The organism is Pseudomonas sp. UTLPPB19802, from assembly GCF_059730225.1.
Genome location: NZ_AP048545.1, coordinates 1,462,995 through 1,477,500, shown reverse-complemented (window position 1 = coordinate 1,477,500; position 14,506 = coordinate 1,462,995). Strand labels below are relative to the sequence as shown.

At 62.2% G+C, this 14,506-nt stretch carries 17 protein-coding genes (1 of these 17 running past the window's edge); 9 read left to right on the top strand and 8 right to left on the bottom strand.

Features of this window, described 5'->3' with window-relative positions; translation table 11 throughout:
* Window positions 1-918, top strand: the 3' portion of a protein-coding gene (locus tag AC6I6U_RS06655; RefSeq protein WP_497881235.1) for a peptidoglycan DD-metalloendopeptidase family protein. 501 nt of this gene lie to the left of the window's left edge; the window shows 918 of its 1,419 coding nt (coding positions 502-1,419); the start codon falls outside the window, past its left edge; its stop codon occupies window positions 916-918.
* A gap of 4 nt (window positions 919-922) precedes the next feature.
* A complete protein-coding gene (locus AC6I6U_RS06650) occupies window positions 923-2,014 on the top strand; it encodes an anhydro-N-acetylmuramic acid kinase (protein WP_497881234.1) in 1,092 nt (363 codons plus the stop codon).
* Between the two features lie 61 nt (window positions 2,015-2,075).
* Here the strand turns inward: AC6I6U_RS06650 and erpA are convergent, their stop codons facing one another.
* Window positions 2,076-2,426, bottom strand: a complete 351-nt coding sequence (erpA, locus tag AC6I6U_RS06645) for an iron-sulfur cluster insertion protein ErpA (RefSeq protein WP_003228776.1) — start codon at window positions 2,424-2,426, stop codon at window positions 2,076-2,078.
* Between the two features lie 169 nt (window positions 2,427-2,595).
* Window positions 2,596-3,630: an N-acetyl-gamma-glutamyl-phosphate reductase gene (argC, locus tag AC6I6U_RS06640; protein WP_497881233.1), complete on the bottom strand. Its 1,035-nt coding sequence runs from the start codon at window positions 3,628-3,630 to the stop codon at window positions 2,596-2,598.
* 134 nt (window positions 3,631-3,764) lie between these two features.
* Between argC and hemJ the strand changes: the two genes are divergently transcribed.
* The 6 genes from hemJ (at window position 3,765) to coq7 (ending at window position 8,315) form a co-directional block, all read left to right on the top strand.
* Window positions 3,765-4,196: a protoporphyrinogen oxidase HemJ gene (gene hemJ / locus AC6I6U_RS06635; protein ID WP_497881232.1), complete on the top strand. Its 432-nt coding sequence runs from the start codon at window positions 3,765-3,767 to the stop codon at window positions 4,194-4,196.
* 32 nt (window positions 4,197-4,228) lie between these two features.
* Window positions 4,229-5,197, top strand: a complete 969-nt coding sequence (locus AC6I6U_RS06630; RefSeq protein ID WP_497881231.1) for an NAD(P)H-dependent flavin oxidoreductase — start codon at window positions 4,229-4,231, stop codon at window positions 5,195-5,197.
* A 77-nt stretch (window positions 5,198-5,274) separates the two neighbouring features.
* Window positions 5,275-6,117, top strand: coding sequence for a DUF805 domain-containing protein (locus AC6I6U_RS06625; RefSeq protein ID WP_497881230.1), 843 nt, complete (start codon window positions 5,275-5,277; stop codon window positions 6,115-6,117).
* A gap of 122 nt (window positions 6,118-6,239) precedes the next feature.
* The gene (locus AC6I6U_RS06620; protein WP_497881229.1) at window positions 6,240-7,028 is read left to right on the top strand and encodes an SDR family NAD(P)-dependent oxidoreductase; all 789 of its coding nucleotides are present in this window, start codon (window positions 6,240-6,242) and stop codon (window positions 7,026-7,028) included.
* Between the two features lie 64 nt (window positions 7,029-7,092).
* The gene (locus AC6I6U_RS06615; RefSeq protein WP_010444161.1) at window positions 7,093-7,431 is read left to right on the top strand and encodes a histidine triad nucleotide-binding protein; all 339 of its coding nucleotides are present in this window, start codon (window positions 7,093-7,095) and stop codon (window positions 7,429-7,431) included.
* A gap of 236 nt (window positions 7,432-7,667) precedes the next feature.
* Window positions 7,668-8,315 carry a 2-polyprenyl-3-methyl-6-methoxy-1,4-benzoquinone monooxygenase gene (coq7, locus tag AC6I6U_RS06610; protein WP_186685308.1) on the top strand — a complete coding sequence of 216 codons (648 nt, stop codon included), beginning with the start codon at window positions 7,668-7,670 and terminating at the stop codon, window positions 8,313-8,315.
* Between the two features lie 140 nt (window positions 8,316-8,455).
* Here coq7 and AC6I6U_RS06605 read toward each other — a convergent pair whose 3' ends face one another.
* Window positions 8,456-8,878: an OsmC family protein gene (locus AC6I6U_RS06605; RefSeq protein ID WP_017902860.1), complete on the bottom strand. Its 423-nt coding sequence runs from the start codon at window positions 8,876-8,878 to the stop codon at window positions 8,456-8,458.
* Between the two features lie 207 nt (window positions 8,879-9,085).
* Between AC6I6U_RS06605 and crp the strand changes: the two genes are divergently transcribed.
* On the top strand, window positions 9,086-9,736 hold the full coding sequence (crp, locus tag AC6I6U_RS06600) for a cAMP-activated global transcriptional regulator CRP (RefSeq protein WP_497881228.1): 651 nt from the start codon (window positions 9,086-9,088) through the stop codon (window positions 9,734-9,736).
* On the opposite strand, the gene AC6I6U_RS06595 is transcribed toward crp, so the two are convergent.
* The 5 genes from AC6I6U_RS06595 to trpE all read right to left on the bottom strand — a co-directional run bounded on the left by AC6I6U_RS06595 (window position 9,733) and on the right by trpE (window position 14,492).
* The gene (locus AC6I6U_RS06595) at window positions 9,733-10,434 is read right to left on the bottom strand and encodes a lipoate--protein ligase family protein (protein ID WP_497881227.1); all 702 of its coding nucleotides are present in this window, start codon (window positions 10,432-10,434) and stop codon (window positions 9,733-9,735) included. The two genes, crp and AC6I6U_RS06595, sit on opposite strands and share 4 nt — an antisense overlap.
* Window positions 10,435-10,502: 68 nt before the next feature.
* The gene (trpC, locus tag AC6I6U_RS06590) at window positions 10,503-11,342 is read right to left on the bottom strand and encodes an indole-3-glycerol phosphate synthase TrpC (RefSeq protein ID WP_497881226.1); all 840 of its coding nucleotides are present in this window, start codon (window positions 11,340-11,342) and stop codon (window positions 10,503-10,505) included.
* Window positions 11,339-12,388: an anthranilate phosphoribosyltransferase gene (gene trpD, locus AC6I6U_RS06585; RefSeq protein WP_497881225.1), complete on the bottom strand. Its 1,050-nt coding sequence runs from the start codon at window positions 12,386-12,388 to the stop codon at window positions 11,339-11,341. Before trpD ends, trpC begins: the two co-directional genes overlap by 4 nt.
* A 9-nt stretch (window positions 12,389-12,397) precedes the next feature.
* Window positions 12,398-12,991, bottom strand: coding sequence for an aminodeoxychorismate/anthranilate synthase component II (locus AC6I6U_RS06580; protein ID WP_497881224.1), 594 nt, complete (start codon window positions 12,989-12,991; stop codon window positions 12,398-12,400).
* 13 nt (window positions 12,992-13,004) lie between these two features.
* Window positions 13,005-14,492 carry an anthranilate synthase component I gene (gene trpE / locus AC6I6U_RS06575; protein WP_497881223.1) on the bottom strand — a complete coding sequence of 496 codons (1,488 nt, stop codon included), beginning with the start codon at window positions 14,490-14,492 and terminating at the stop codon, window positions 13,005-13,007.
* Window positions 14,493-14,506 lie beyond the last annotated feature (14 nt).

The following is a 14,506-nucleotide window of genomic DNA, read 5'->3' as shown; positions in this document are numbered from 1 at the left end:
CTGCACAGCCAGGTCAGCGACCTGGAAACCATCACCCTGACCAAGGGCCCGAAAGGCTTTACCTTCAATCGCGTGGTCACCAAACCAACCATCCAGTCGGCCTACGTGCACGGCGTGATCAACAGCTCCCTGTCCCTCTCCGCCCAGCGCGCCGGCATGCCCCACAGCCTGACCCGAGAGATGGCCAGCGTATTCGGCTACGACATCGACTTCGCCCAGGACATCCGCCCAGGCGATGAATTCGAGGTGATCTACGAGCAGAAGGTGGTCAACGGCAAGACCGTCGGGACCGGCAACATCCTTTCCGCCCGCTTCACCAACCGCGGCAAGACCTATACCGCCGTGCGCTATACCAGCAAACAAGGCACCACCAACTACTACACCGCTGACGGCAACAGCATGCGCAAGGCCTTCATCCGTACACCGGTGGACTTCGCACGCATCAGTTCGCGCTTCTCCATGGGCCGCAAGCACCCGATCCTCAACAAGATCCGCGCCCACAAGGGTGTCGACTACGCAGCCCCACGCGGCACGCCAATCAAGGCCGCAGGTGACGGCAAGGTAATCCTGGCAGGACGTCGCGGCGGCTATGGCAACACCGTAATCATCCAGCACGGCAATACCTACCGCACCCTCTACGGCCACATGCAGGGCTTTGCCAAGGGCGTCCAGACCGGCAGCAACGTCAAGCAGGGCCAGGTGATCGGCTATATCGGCACCACCGGCCTGTCGACCGGCCCACACCTGCACTACGAGTTCCAGGTCAATGGTGTTCACGTCGACCCCCTGAGCCAGAAGCTCCCGATGGCTGATCCGATCGCCAAATCCGAGCGCGCCCGCTTCCTGCAACAGAGCCAGCCGCTGATGGCGCGCATGGATCAGGAAAAAGGCACCAAGCTCGCTTCGGCCAAGCGCTGATCCCATGGCGCTCTATATTGGCGTGATGTCCGGCACCAGTCTCGATGGCCTGGATATCGCGCTGATCGAGCTGGACAGCCGCATCCGGCTGCAGGCCACGCACTACATTCCTATGCCTGACGCACTCCGCGCCGAACTCCTCGGCCTGTGCGCCAGCGGCCCGGACGAAATCGCACGGGCCGCCTTGGCCGAACACAACTGGGCGACCCTCGCCGCCCAAGGCATCAACGCCCTCCTCGCCCAGCAGTCGCTGACTCCCGAGTCGATTCGTGCCATCGGCAGCCACGGCCAGACCATCCGTCACGAACCGGCCCGCGGCTTCACCGTACAGATAGGCAACCCGGCGCTGTTGGCCGAGCTGACCGGAATCGGCGTCGTCAGCGATTTCCGCCGACGTGACGTGGCTGCCGGAGGCCAGGGCGCACCGCTGGTTCCGGCCTTCCACGAGGCACTCTTTGAAGAGCGAAGCGCCAATTGCGCGGTGCTGAATATTGGTGGTTTCAGCAATCTGAGCCTGATCGAGCCGGACAAGCCGGTCTCGGGCTTCGACTGCGGCCCCGGTAACGTACTGCTCGATGCCTGGATTCACGACCAGCGCGGCGAAACCTACGACCGCAACGGCGAATGGGCAGCCAGCGGCCAGGTCGAACCACAACTATTGCAGACACTGCTGGGTGATCCGTTCTTCCAGACCACAGGCCCCAAGAGCACCGGGCGGGAAGTCTTCAACCTGAACTGGCTCAAGCAACACCTGGGGCGCCTGCCCGCCTACAACGTCGAGGACGTGCAGGCCACGCTGCTCGAGCTTACTGCGCAGACTATCGTCGAATCGCTGACGCATGCCCAAACGGGCACCGAGGAGTTGCTGGTCTGCGGCGGGGGCGCCCACAACGCGACGCTGATGGCGCGACTGGGCCAACTGCTGCCGGGCACACGGGTCGCCAGTACCGCCAGCCAAGGCGTGGACCCCGACTGGGTCGAGGCCATGGCCTTCGCCTGGCTGGCCCACTGCTGCCTTGAAGGTATCCCGACCAACCGGCCCAGCGTGACCGGTGCGCGAGGACTGCGGGTGCTGGGCGCGATCTACCCGGCCTGATCGCCATACAGCAAAACGCCGCGAAGATTCGCGGCGTTGAGGTAAAGCACTGACGGACTGATCAAATCGAGAATGACGAACCACAACCACAAGTGGTAGTCGCATTCGGGTTCTTGATCACGAACCGCGAACCTTCCAGACCCTCCTGGTAATCCACTTCCGCACCAGCCAGGTACTGGAAGCTCATTGGGTCGACCACCAGGCTGACGCCCTCGCGCTCGACGATGGTGTCGTCCTCGGCCACATCCTCATCGAAGGTGAAGCCGTATTGAAACCCGGAACAACCGCCGCCCGTAACGAATACGCGCAGCTTCAAGCGATCATTACCCTCTTCATCGACCAGGCTCTTCACCTTGTGCGCGGCACCTTGGGTGAATTGCAAAGCCGTGGGGGTGAAGGATTCGACGCTCATGCTGACTATCTCCCGGCGTTACGCCGCCATATTGCGTGATGACGTGCATTATCCGCTTCTCCTAGAAAAGCGGTCAACTATTGTTATGGTATATCAATAAACCGACTGCAATCCGCACCATGCAAAAAGGCCCGCATCGCGGGCCTTTTCGGTGAACCGTTGGACGCGGTTACGGCAGCATGCCTGCGTGGGAAAGACCCAGTCGTTCATCCAGACCGAACAGGATGTTCAGGTTCTGTACCGCCTGGCCTGAAGCGCCCTTGACCAGGTTGTCGATCACCGACAGCACCACCACCAGGTCGCCGTCCTGCGGACGGTGCACGGCGATCCGGCAAACGTTCGCACCACGGACGCTACGGGTTTCCGGATGGCTGCCAGCAGGCATCACGTCAACGAACGGCTCGTTGGCATAACGCTTCTCGAACAGCGCCTGCAGATCGACCGAACGATCCGCCACGGTTGCGTACAGCGTGGAGTGAATACCACGGATCATCGGTGTCAGGTGCGGAACGAAGGTCAGGCCGACATCCTTGCCGGCGGCGCGGCGCAGCCCCTGGCGAATTTCCGGCAGATGGCGATGGCCCTTGACCGCATAGGCCTTGAGGCTCTCCGAAGTCTCGGAGTACAACGAACCGACGCTGGCACCACGACCGGCACCGCTGACACCCGACTTGCAGTCGGCAATCAGCCGCGAAGCGTCGGCCAGGCCAGCTTCCAGCAGCGGCAGGAAGCCCAGCTGGGTAGCGGTTGGGTAGCAACCCGGTACGGCAATCAGGCGCGCCTGGCGAATTTTCTCGCGGTTCACTTCCGGCAGGCCATAGACCGCCTCGTCCAGCAAAGCGGGTGCGCCGTGCGGCTGGCCGTACCACTTGGCCCACTCATCGGCGTCCTGCAGACGGAAGTCGGCGGACAGGTCAATGACCTTGGTCCCGGCAGACAGCAGCTCGCCAGCCAAGGCGTGGGCAACACCGTGAGGCGTGGCGAAGAACACCACGTCGCAGGCGCCCAGGGTCTTGACGTCCGGCACACTGAACTTGAGGCCATCGTAATGACCGCGCAGGTTCGGATACATGTCGGCCACGGCCAGCCCGGCCTCGGATCGGGAAGTGATGACCACCACCTCTGCCTGCGGATGCTGTGCCAACAGACGCAGCAATTCGACACCGGTGTAACCCGTGCCGCCGACGATACCGACCTTCACCATGACCTGCCCCTCAACGAACCCACTGGAAAGCCCACGATAATAGGGCGCGCGCCGGCCTGCGACAACCGTCAAGGTGACGTGCGGAGGCTCAAGACTCTACTATTTGTCCTACCGTGAACCTGGAAATCAAAAAAATGCTCTATCTCTGGCTCAAAGCCTTTCACATCGTCAGTGTCGTCTGCTGGTTTGCCGGCCTGTTCTACCTGCCACGCCTGTTCGTCTATCACGCCCAGAGCGAGGACTCCGTCAGCAAGGAGCGCTTCAGCGTCATGGAGCGCAAGCTGTATCGGGGCATCATGGGTCCGGCGATGATCGCCACGCTGGTCTTTGGCGGCGCCCTGATCAGCCTCAACCCAAGCGCCTACTTCACCCAGGGCGGCTGGATGCACGCCAAGCTGACGCTGGTGGTGCTGCTGATCGGCTATCACCATATGTGCGGCGCCCAGGTGAAGCGCTTCGCCCGTGGCGAGAACACCCGCAGTCATGTCTTTTATCGCTGGTTCAATGAAGTACCGGTTGTGATATTGCTGGCTATTGTAATTCTGGTCGTGGTCAGACCGTTTTAAGCCAATAAGCCATCACTCCCGGAGTATCGCCCATGTCGCTGCCCGCCCTGCTCGAACAACGCCTGCGCCTGCCCGTCGTGGCGGCGCCGATGTTCCTGATTTCCAACCCGCAACTGGTCCTGGCCTGCTGTCGCAATGGTGTAGTGGGCAGTTTCCCGGCCCTCAACCAACGCGAAAGCAGTGGCTTCAAGGCCTGGCTGGAGGAAATCGAGAGCGGCCTGGCCGAACTGGACAATCCGGCGCCCTACGCCGTGAACCTGATCGTGCACAACAGCAACCCGCGCCTGCAGGCCGACCTGCAGATCTGTATCGAGCACAAGGTACCGATCGTCATCACCAGCCTGGGCGCGGTCAAGGAGCTGGTAGACGCGGTGCACAGCTATGGCGGCCTGGTGTTTCACGACGTGACGACCCGTCGTCATGCCGAGAAAGCAGCCGAAGCCGGCGTCGACGGCTTGATCGCGGTCGCCGCCGGCGCCGGTGGTCATGCCGGCACCTGGAGCCCGTTCGCATTGCTCGCCGAAATCCGCCAGTTCTTCGACAAGACCCTGCTGCTGTCCGGCTGCCTGAACCATGGCCACGAGATTCTCGCGGCGCAGTTGCTGGGAGCTGACCTGGCCTATCTCGGCACCCGCTTCATCGGTACCACGCAAAGCCATGCTCCTGATGCCTACAAGCAGATGCTGCTGAACTCCCATGCCGCCGACATCGTGCACACGGCTGCCGTCTCGGGTGTACCGGCCAGCTTCATGCGCCAGAGCCTGGAAAACGCCGGCTTCGACCTGGCCGCGCTGCAAGGCAAGGGTCAAGTCGATTTCGGCAGCAAGCTCAAGCCGCTCAATGACGAAGCCAAGGCCTGGAAGACCGTCTGGTCGGCCGGCCAGGGCGTCGGCGGGATCGACGACCTGCCGGGCATCGACCAATTGATCGCACGGCTCGACGACGAATACCGCAAGGCCCAGGCCCGCGCCACGCAACTGTCCGGGCACTGGCCACGCTAGCGAATACCCTGTGGCCTGCAAGCACCGTGCAGGCCTACACTACGCGCCATCCATCAGTGCCGCGACAGGGACGCCCAATGAGCAACACCCGCTTCAAGATCGTATTCGATGGCACCTTGCTGCCTGGCGTGGAACAGACCACTGCCCAATTCAACCTCGCCGAGCTGTTCAAGAGCGATGTTGCCTCCGTGGAGAAACTCTTCAATGGCCGCCCGATTGCGCTCAAGCGCGATCTTTCAGCCACCGAGGCGCAGAGCTATCTCGAAGCCCTGCGCGGTACCGGGATAGATGCACGCATCGTCGAGGAAACGCCGAGCGGCGAACTGAGCCTGGCGGATGTCAATGAGCTGCCCGCCAGTGTACCGCCTGCGGCCATCAGTGAGCCGCAGTCGCCATATTCCCCGCCTCCGATCGCCAACGAAGCGCAATCACCCTATGCCCCACCTGCGGCCAAGGTCGGGGATACGCTGCCCACTTTCGGGCCGCTGAAGGTATTCACCTTCAATGGCCGGATCGGGCGACTGCGCTACCTGGCCTGGAGCATGACGGCAGCGCTGGCGACGCTCGTCCTGATAGGGGTATTGCTCGGCGTCCTGAAAGGCGCGGAGGTCGTGAGTGGGCTGGCCATCATCATTGCCGTGGCCTTCTACATACTCCTGACCATCCAGATGGCCGTGCAACGCCTGCACGATATCGGCTGGTCCGGCTGGCTCTGGCTGCTCACGCTGGTGCCCTTCATTGGCTACGTGTTTCCTTTCGTACTCATGTTCTATCCGGGCGATGCCTCGGCCAACCGCTACGGTGCACCACCGCCACCGAACAGCAAGGCGGTCAAGGTGCTTTCGATTCTGGCAACCTTCGTTGTTTTCCTGATGGGTGTATTGTTCGCCCTGGGTGCCGCCAGCATCAAGCACACCTAGGCCAGCCAGGCCAAGAGCAGCGCCAAGTAACCGTGGCCCCTGTAGACTATCGGCAAAATAAACAGCGCTGACCTTGCGACCTCCCTGTCGCAAGGCCCGGCGCCGTTGCCATGGAGAATTGCATGACCCGTTACGCCCTGATCACCGGCGCCTCCAGCGGTATTGGCCTGGCCCTGGCCGAAGCCCTGGCGCGCCGCGGTCGCAACCTGATCCTGGTTGCCCGCCAACGTGATCGGCTGGAAAGCATTGCCATCGAGTTCACTCAACGCTTCGGCGTGGAGGTGCTGTTCCGCGCCTGCGACCTGGGCGAACCGCTGCGCCTATCCGGTTTCCTGCTGGAGCTGGAGGAAGGCACGCACCAGATCGACCTGCTGGTCAATTGCGCCGGCATCGGCACCAGCGGCCCGTTCCTGGCCCAGGACTGGAGCACCGAGCAGGATCTGATCGAAGTGAACATCCTGGCCCTTACCCGCCTGTGCCACTCCATCGGCAACCTGATGGCGATACAGGGTGGCGGGCAGATACTCAACGTCGCCTCGATCGCCGCTTTCCACCCGGCACCGTGGATGAGCAGCTATTACGCCAGCAAGGCCTACGTCCTGCATTTCAGCGAAGGGCTGCGCGAAGAGCTGAAGAAAACCGGAATCAAGGTCTCGGTGCTCTGCCCCGGCCTGACCCGCACCGCCTTCTTCGATACCGCCCAACTGCAAGCCGACAAGCTCAAGCAGAGCCGGCTGATGATGAGCCCCGAGGAAGTCGCGCTCTACACGGTGCGTGCGCTGGACAAGAACCGCGCAATCATCATCCCCGGCAGGCGCAACCGCTGGTTGACCCGACTGCCGCGCCTGGGCAGCCGCTGGATGGTGCGCAAGCTGGCCGGCCTGATTACCCGGACATACTGCCCGCGCTGACACTTGAACTCGCGGGCCGCTGCAGACAGACTCGGCCCTATCCCACTCAAACGGAGAAACAGTTGTGGATACTCTGTTCACCAAGATCATCAACCGGGAAATACCCGCGAAGATCATCTACGAAGACGACCAGGTCCTGGCGTTCCACGATATTGCCCCGCAGGCACCGGTGCATTTCCTGGTGATCCCGAAGAAACCGATTGCCACCCTCAACGACCTGACCGAGGAAGACAAGGCACTGGCCGGGCACATCCTGTTTACCGCCCAGCGCCTGGCGTTGGAACAGGGTTGCGAGGAAGGCTTCCGCGTAGTGATGAACTGCAACGAAAAAGGTGGCCAGACGGTCTACCACATCCACATGCACGTGCTGGGTCAGCGCCAGATGAACTGGCCTCCGGGCTGATACGTCCCTCCTGTAGGAGTTGGCTTGTCGGGACCACAGCGAATACGCTCGCGAGATCGATGCACGGCTCAAGGGCCCATTCGCGGCAAGTCGGATCGCCGCACCGCCTGCTCCTACAGCGACAAAAACAATAGCGCAAGATTTGCCACTCCCCGCTCATCCTCCCGATGACCCAGCTCAAACCTTGCGCCCTGGATTGCGGTAGACTGCAGACCGAGATTCCTCCGGAGGTCAGCATGACTACCCAACGTCACTACTCGCCGATTGATCGCCTGCTGCTGCAAGCCGATGCCGCCATGCGCACCTTGCTGCCGTTCAGCGGCCAGCCCTACCGCCCGTCGCCGGCCATCGTCCAGCCGGAAGCGCAGATGAGCGAGGAAGATACCCGTCACGTTGCCGGGCTGATGCGCATCAACCATACCGGTGAGGTCTGCGCCCAGGCGCTGTACCAGGGCCAGGCGCTGACCGCCAAGCTGCCCCACGTGCGCGAAGCCATGGAACACGCGGCGGAAGAAGAGATCGATCACCTGGCCTGGTGCGAACAGCGTATCCGCCAGCTCGGCAGCAGCCCGAGCGTGCTGAACCCGTTGTTCTATGGATTGTCATTCGGGATCGGTGCGGTAGCCGGGCTGATCAGCGACAAGGTCAGCCTTGGTTTCGTCGCGGCAACCGAGGATCAGGTCTGCAAGCACCTGAATGAACACCTTGAGCAGTTGCCCGCCGAAGACGAAAAGTCCCGGGCGATTCTCGAACAGATGCGTATCGACGAGGAACACCATGCCGAGTCGGCGCTCGATGCCGGCGGTTTCCGCTTCCCGGCGCCGGTGAAGTTCGGCATGAGCATGTTGGCCAAGGTCATGACCAAGAGTACCTATCGAATCTGAACCGGCAGGTCATGAGCGAGGCAACGATCGTTTCACAGGACGGGCCCGCGCTCCTGTAGGAGCGTGGCTTGCCCGCGAATGGGCCCTTGAAGCTGCCAAACGCTTCGCGGGCAAGCCCTGCTCCTACAAAAACCTGGGCATCAGCCGAGTTCGACGATCTCGTAGTCATGGCTGATGGCGACACCGGCAGCGCCCAGCATGATCGAAGCCGAGCAGTACTTCTCGGCCGACAGTTCGATCGCACGCTTGACCTGCGATTCCTTCAGGCCGCGGCCCTTGACCACGAAATGCAGGTGGATCTTGGTGAACACCTTAGGATCTTCGCTGGCACGCTCGGCCTCAAGGAAAGCTTCGCAGCTCTCGACCGGCTGGCGCGCCTTCTTCAGGATGCTGACCACGTCGAAGTTGCTGCAACCGCCCAGGCCCAGCAGCACCATTTCCATGGGACGCACACCCAGGTTACGGCCACCGCTCTCCGGCGGGCCGTCCATCACCACCACATGTCCGCTACCCGACTCGCCGAGGAACATGGCTTCGCCAGCCCATTGGATGCGTGCCTTCATCGCCAAGACTCCACTGATAAAAAAGGGTCGCCAGCTTAGCACAGCACCAGGCAAGCCCAGGCGACGACCGGTTGACAGCCTCGTTAAATTCCACCATCTCGACGCAGCTCCTCTGTTAAGCTGACGCCAAATCGCTGGCGTTATGCCAGCTTTTTGGCTACGCCTAAAAAACCAAACCAAACCGTGCAGTCTTTCCAGGATACAAACATGGTTGCTCTGGCTTCCGCTTCCACCTCCAAGATCAAGAACCTCGACAAACTGCTGATGCACTGCCAGCGCCGTCGCTATCAGGCCAAAAGCAACATCATCTGTGCCGGAGACCGCTCGCAAACCCTGTTCTTCATCGTCAAGGGCTCGGTCACCATCCTGATCGAGGACGATGACGGACGAGAAATGATCATCGCCTATCTGAACGCCGGGGACTTTTTCGGTGAGCTGGGATTGTTCGAGCAGGCTGGCGTCGAACAGGAGCGCAGCGCCTGGGTACGCGCCAAGGTCGAATGTGAAGTGGCGGAAATCAGCTATGCCAAGTTCCGTGAACTGGCCCAGCAGGATCCGGACATTCTCTACGCTCTCAGCGGGCAGATGGCCCAGCGCCTGCGCAACACCACCCGCAAGGTCGGCGACCTGGCCTTCTTCGACGTGACCGGGCGTGTAGCCCGCTGTCTGCTGGACCTGTGCAAGCAGCCGGACGCCATGACCCATCCGGACGGCATGCAGATCAAGATCACCCGCCAGGAAATCGGCCGGATCGTCGGTTGCTCACGGGAAATGGTCGGTCGCGTACTCAAGGACCTGGAAGAACAGGACCTCGTGCACGTCAAGGGCAAGACCATGGTGGTCTTCGGTACCCGCTAGGGTTCGAGTACACCTGCCAGCAACTGCTGGTACGAGCCGGCCAGCCGCTCAAGGAATAGCGGGGCCGGGTAAACCTCATGCAAGGCAATATGGCTGCTGGCACGCACCCGCTGCTCAAGACCGCACGCCTGGTAGAACAGGTTGACTGCCGCCACCATCGACTCACGCTCGTTGTCGATCAGCATCGCTCCATGCACCAACCCGACAGGTCGCGTCCCACCCCTGCTCTGCCGCCAGCGCTGGGCGGTGCCGACCAGCTTGCGCCCATTGAGATTGACGTTGTACCGCCCATCGCAGAACGCCCCGTCGATTTCGCCAAGGGATGCGGTGCCCCCCAGTTCGTCCAGCGCATCACAGATCGGCTGGCACAGGCGCAGATAACCGGTTTCGATTCGGTTCTGATCACCCTCGCTACGCGGCGGCGCATAGACCAGGGCAATGTTCACCGTCGACGCCGACTGCGGCACCGGCTCGCCACCGGTTTCACGCAGCAGGATCGGCCAGCCGCTGGCCGCCAATGCCTCACAGGCCGCGTCGAAACCCGGCAAGCGGTTCAATCGCCGCGGCATCACCAGCGCGCGATCGCTGGGCTGCCAGAACAGCAGCCCCCAATCGCGCTCACCGGCGCACACTTCGGCCAGCAGATCCTGTTCGGCGCGCAAGCCGGCTTCGACGGTAAGGGAAACGGGCAGTGTCATGGCAGAAAGGTCCGTTTAGTCATGGCCATGAAAAAGCCGGCAATGCCGGCTTGTTCGAACAACAGTGATCAATCGAGGGTGGAGCCGGTGATCACCGGCGTCCCGCGCTCCGGGAAGAACAGCCGCTGCAACTCGTCGCCCGGGTTCTGCGCGCGCATGAACGCTTCGCCGACCAGGAACGAATACACCTGGCTGATTTCCATCAGCTCGACATCGGCCCGATTGAGAATACCGCTCTCGGTGATCACCAGGCGGTCGCGAGGCACCATCGGCAACAGGTCGAGAGTGGTTTCCAGGCTGACATCGAAGGTATGCAGGTTGCGATTGTTGATACCGATCAGCGGGGTATCCAGGTGCTTCAGTGCCCGCTCCAGCTCGTCGGCGTCGTGGGACTCCACCAGCACATCGAGCCCGACCCCCTTGGCCACCGAAGCCAGCTCGGCCATCTGGCTGTCCTCCAGCGCGGCGACGATCAGCAGGATGCAGTCGGCGCCCATGGCCCGGGCCTCGACGATCTGGTACGGATCGACCATGAAATCCTTGCGGATCACCGGCAACTTGCAGGCCGCGCGGGCCTGTTGCAGGTACGCATCGGCACCCTGGAAATAATCCACGTCGGTCAGTACCGACAGGCAGGTCGCCCCACCCTTTTCGTAGCTGGCGGCAATTTCCGCCGGGATGAAGTTCTCACGGATCACACCCTTGCTCGGCGAGGCCTTCTTGATTTCGGCAATGACCGCCGGCTGCTTCAGCTTGGCCTGCTCAAGCAGCGCCCTGGCGAAACCGCGAGGTGCATCGGCGGCACGAGCCAGGTTTTCCAACTCGGCCAGGCTCAGGCGCGCACTGCGCTCGGCAACTTCCTCGGCCTTGCGGGCGAGGATCTTCTCCAGAACGGTTGGCACACTCATGCTTCATTCTCCTGCTTGAATACCGCGGTGAACGCGCCCAGCTCCTCGAGTTTTTCCCGGGCAAGGCCGGTATGCAAGGCATCATGGGCCAGGGCGACGCCTTCCTTGAGGCTGCTGGCATGGTCGGCGGCATACAGCGCGGCACCGGCGTTAAGCACGATCATTTCCGCAGCCTTCTGGCCATTCTCGGTCTTGCGGCGCCCCAATGCATCGCGGATCAGCTCCAGCGAGGCCGCCGGGCTTTCCACCACCAGGCCGAACAGACTCTGGCTCTTTATACCCAAGTCCTCGGGCTGGACCCAGTACTCGGTTATTGCACCATTTTTCAGTTCGGCGACGTAGGTCGGCGCCGCCAGGCTGAACTCGTCCAGGCCGTCCTGGGAATGCACCACCAGCACATGCTTGCTGCCCAGGCGATGCAGCACTTCCGCCAGTGGCCGGCACAACGCCTGGGTGAATACGCCCACCACCTGGTGTTTCACGCCAGCCGGATTCGTAAGCGGGCCAAGCATGTTGAACAGGGTGCGCAGGCCGAGGTCCCGACGCGGACCGGCGGCGTACTTCATCGCGCTGTGGTGGGTCTGGGCGAACATGAAGCCGATACCGACGTTATCGATGCAGCGGGCCACCTGGACCGGCGTCAGGTTCAGGTAGACCCCCGCCGATTCCAGCAGGTCGGCGCTGCCACTCTTGCCCGACACGGCGCGATTGCCGTGCTTGGCGACGGTGCAACCGGCAGCGGCCACGACAAAGGCCGACGCGGTGGAAACGTTGAATATGTTGGCGCCATCACCGCCTGTACCCACCACGTCGACCACGCCATCGAGGCTCTGCAGCTCGACCTTGTCCGCCAGTTCGCGCATGACCGAAACCGCGCCGACGATTTCGTCGATGCTTTCGCTCTTCATGCGCATGGCCATCATGAAGGCGCCGATCTGCGCCTCGGTGCATTGCCCGGTCATGATTTCACGCATGACATCGCGCATTTCCTCGGTGCTCAGGTCCAGATGACCGACGATCCGGCTCAGGGCTGTCTTGATATCCATGAAAACTCCTTAGCGCACGCCGCCGGTCTGTTTGAGGAAGTTGGCGAACAGCTCGTGACCCTGCTCGGAGAGAATCGACTCGGGGTGGAATTGCACCCCTTCGATATTCAATGTCTTGTGACGCAGGCCCATGATCTCGTCGACCGAGCCGTCTTCCAGCTGGGTCCAGGCGGTCAGCTCCAGGCACTCGGGCAGGGTCTCGCGCTTGACCACCAGCGAATGGTAGCGCGTCACGGTCAGGGGCAGGTTCAGCCCCTCGAAGACACCCTTGCCTTCATGGATCAGCGGGCTGGTCTTGCCATGCATCACCTGGCGCGCGCGCACCACGTCACCACCAAAGGCCTGGCCGATGGACTGGTGGCCAAGGCAGACGCCAAGAATCGGCAGCTTGCCAGCGAAATGCTTGATGGCTTCCAGGGAAATGCCCGCCTCGGTCGGCGTGCAAGGGCCGGGCGAGACCACGATGCGCTCGGGCTTGAGGGCTTCGATTTCGGCCACGGTCAGTTCGTCGTTACGCACGACCTTGACGTCGGCGCCCAGCTCACCGAGGTATTGCACGACGTTGTAGGTAAACGAGTCGTAGTTATCGATCATCAGCAACATGACAAAGAGTTCCTCAGGCGTCGGACGCGGGGGTTTGTTCAGCAAGGGCAACCGCACGGAACATCGCGCGACGCTTGTTCAGCGTTTCTTCCCACTCCAGCGCCGGCACCGAGTCGGCGACGATGCCACCACCGGCCTGCACATGCAGTTCGCCGTCCTTGATCACCGCAGTGCGAATGGCAATCGCGGTGTCCATGTTGCCGTTCCAGGCGTAGTAGCCGACCGCGCCGCCATACACGCCGCGCTTGACCGGTTCCAGCTCGTCGATGATTTCCATGGCGCGGATCTTCGGCGCGCCGGACAGCGTACCGGCCGGCAGGATCGCTCGCAGTGCGTCCATGGACGTCAGGCCGCTCTTGAGCTGGCCGGTGACGTTGGAAACGATGTGCATCACGTTGGAGTAACGCTCGATCACCATCTTCTCGGTGAGTTTGACCGAACCGATCTCGGAAACCCGGCCGGTGTCGTTGCGACCCAGGTCGATCAGCATCAGGTGCTCGGCGATTTCCTTGTCATCCGACAGCAGGTCATCTTCCAGCGCCCGATCGGCTTCCTCGGTAGCACCGCGCGGACGGGTGCCGGCGATCGGCCGGACGGTGATCAGGTTGTCCTCGACCCGCACCAGCACTTCCGGCGAACTACCGACCACGTGGAAATCACCGAAGTTGAAAAAGTACATGTACGGCGTCGGGTTGAAGCAGCGCAACGCCCGGTACAGATCGATGGGCGCAGCCTTGAAGTCGATGGACATGCGCTGCGACGGAACCACCTGCATGCAGTCGCCGGCCAGGATGTACTCCTTGATGGTATCGACTGCGCGCTCGTAGTCACCCTGGGTGAAACTGGAGCGGAACACCGGATCGGCCGCCGGTGAACGGTCGAGCTCCAGGCCCCGGCGCGGAGTGATCGGCTGGCGCAGTTGTTCGAGCAACTGCTGCAGGCGCGCCTGGCCCTGCTCGTAGGCGTTTTCCTGCGCCGGGTCGGCAAGGACGATGGCGTGCATCTTGCCGGCCAGGTTATCGAACACCACCACGGCGTCGGAGACCATCAACAGGATGTCCGGCACGCCCAGCGGATCAGGGTTCGGACACTTGCCCAGGCGTTTTTCCACATAGCGTACGCAGTCATAGCCGAAGTAGCCCACCAGGCCACCGTTGAAACGCGGCAGGCCGGGGATGGTCGGGACGTTGTAGCGTGCCTTGAATTCCTCGACGAAGGCCAACGGGTCTTCGGCTTCGCAGACTTCGATCTCGACGCCATCGTGGGTCACCCGGATCTGGTGGTCATGCACTCGCAATACGGTGCGGCATGGCAGGCCGATGATCGAGTAGCGGCCCCACTTCTCGCCGCCCTGCACCGACTCGAGCAGGTAGGAGTTGGGCTGGTCGGCCAGTTTCAGGTAGATCGACAGCGGGGTATCGAAGTCGGCCAGGGTTTCGCAGGCAAGCGGGATGCGGTTATAGCCGGCAGCGGCCAAACGCAGGAATTCTTCGCGGGTCATCATGTGCCTCGTGG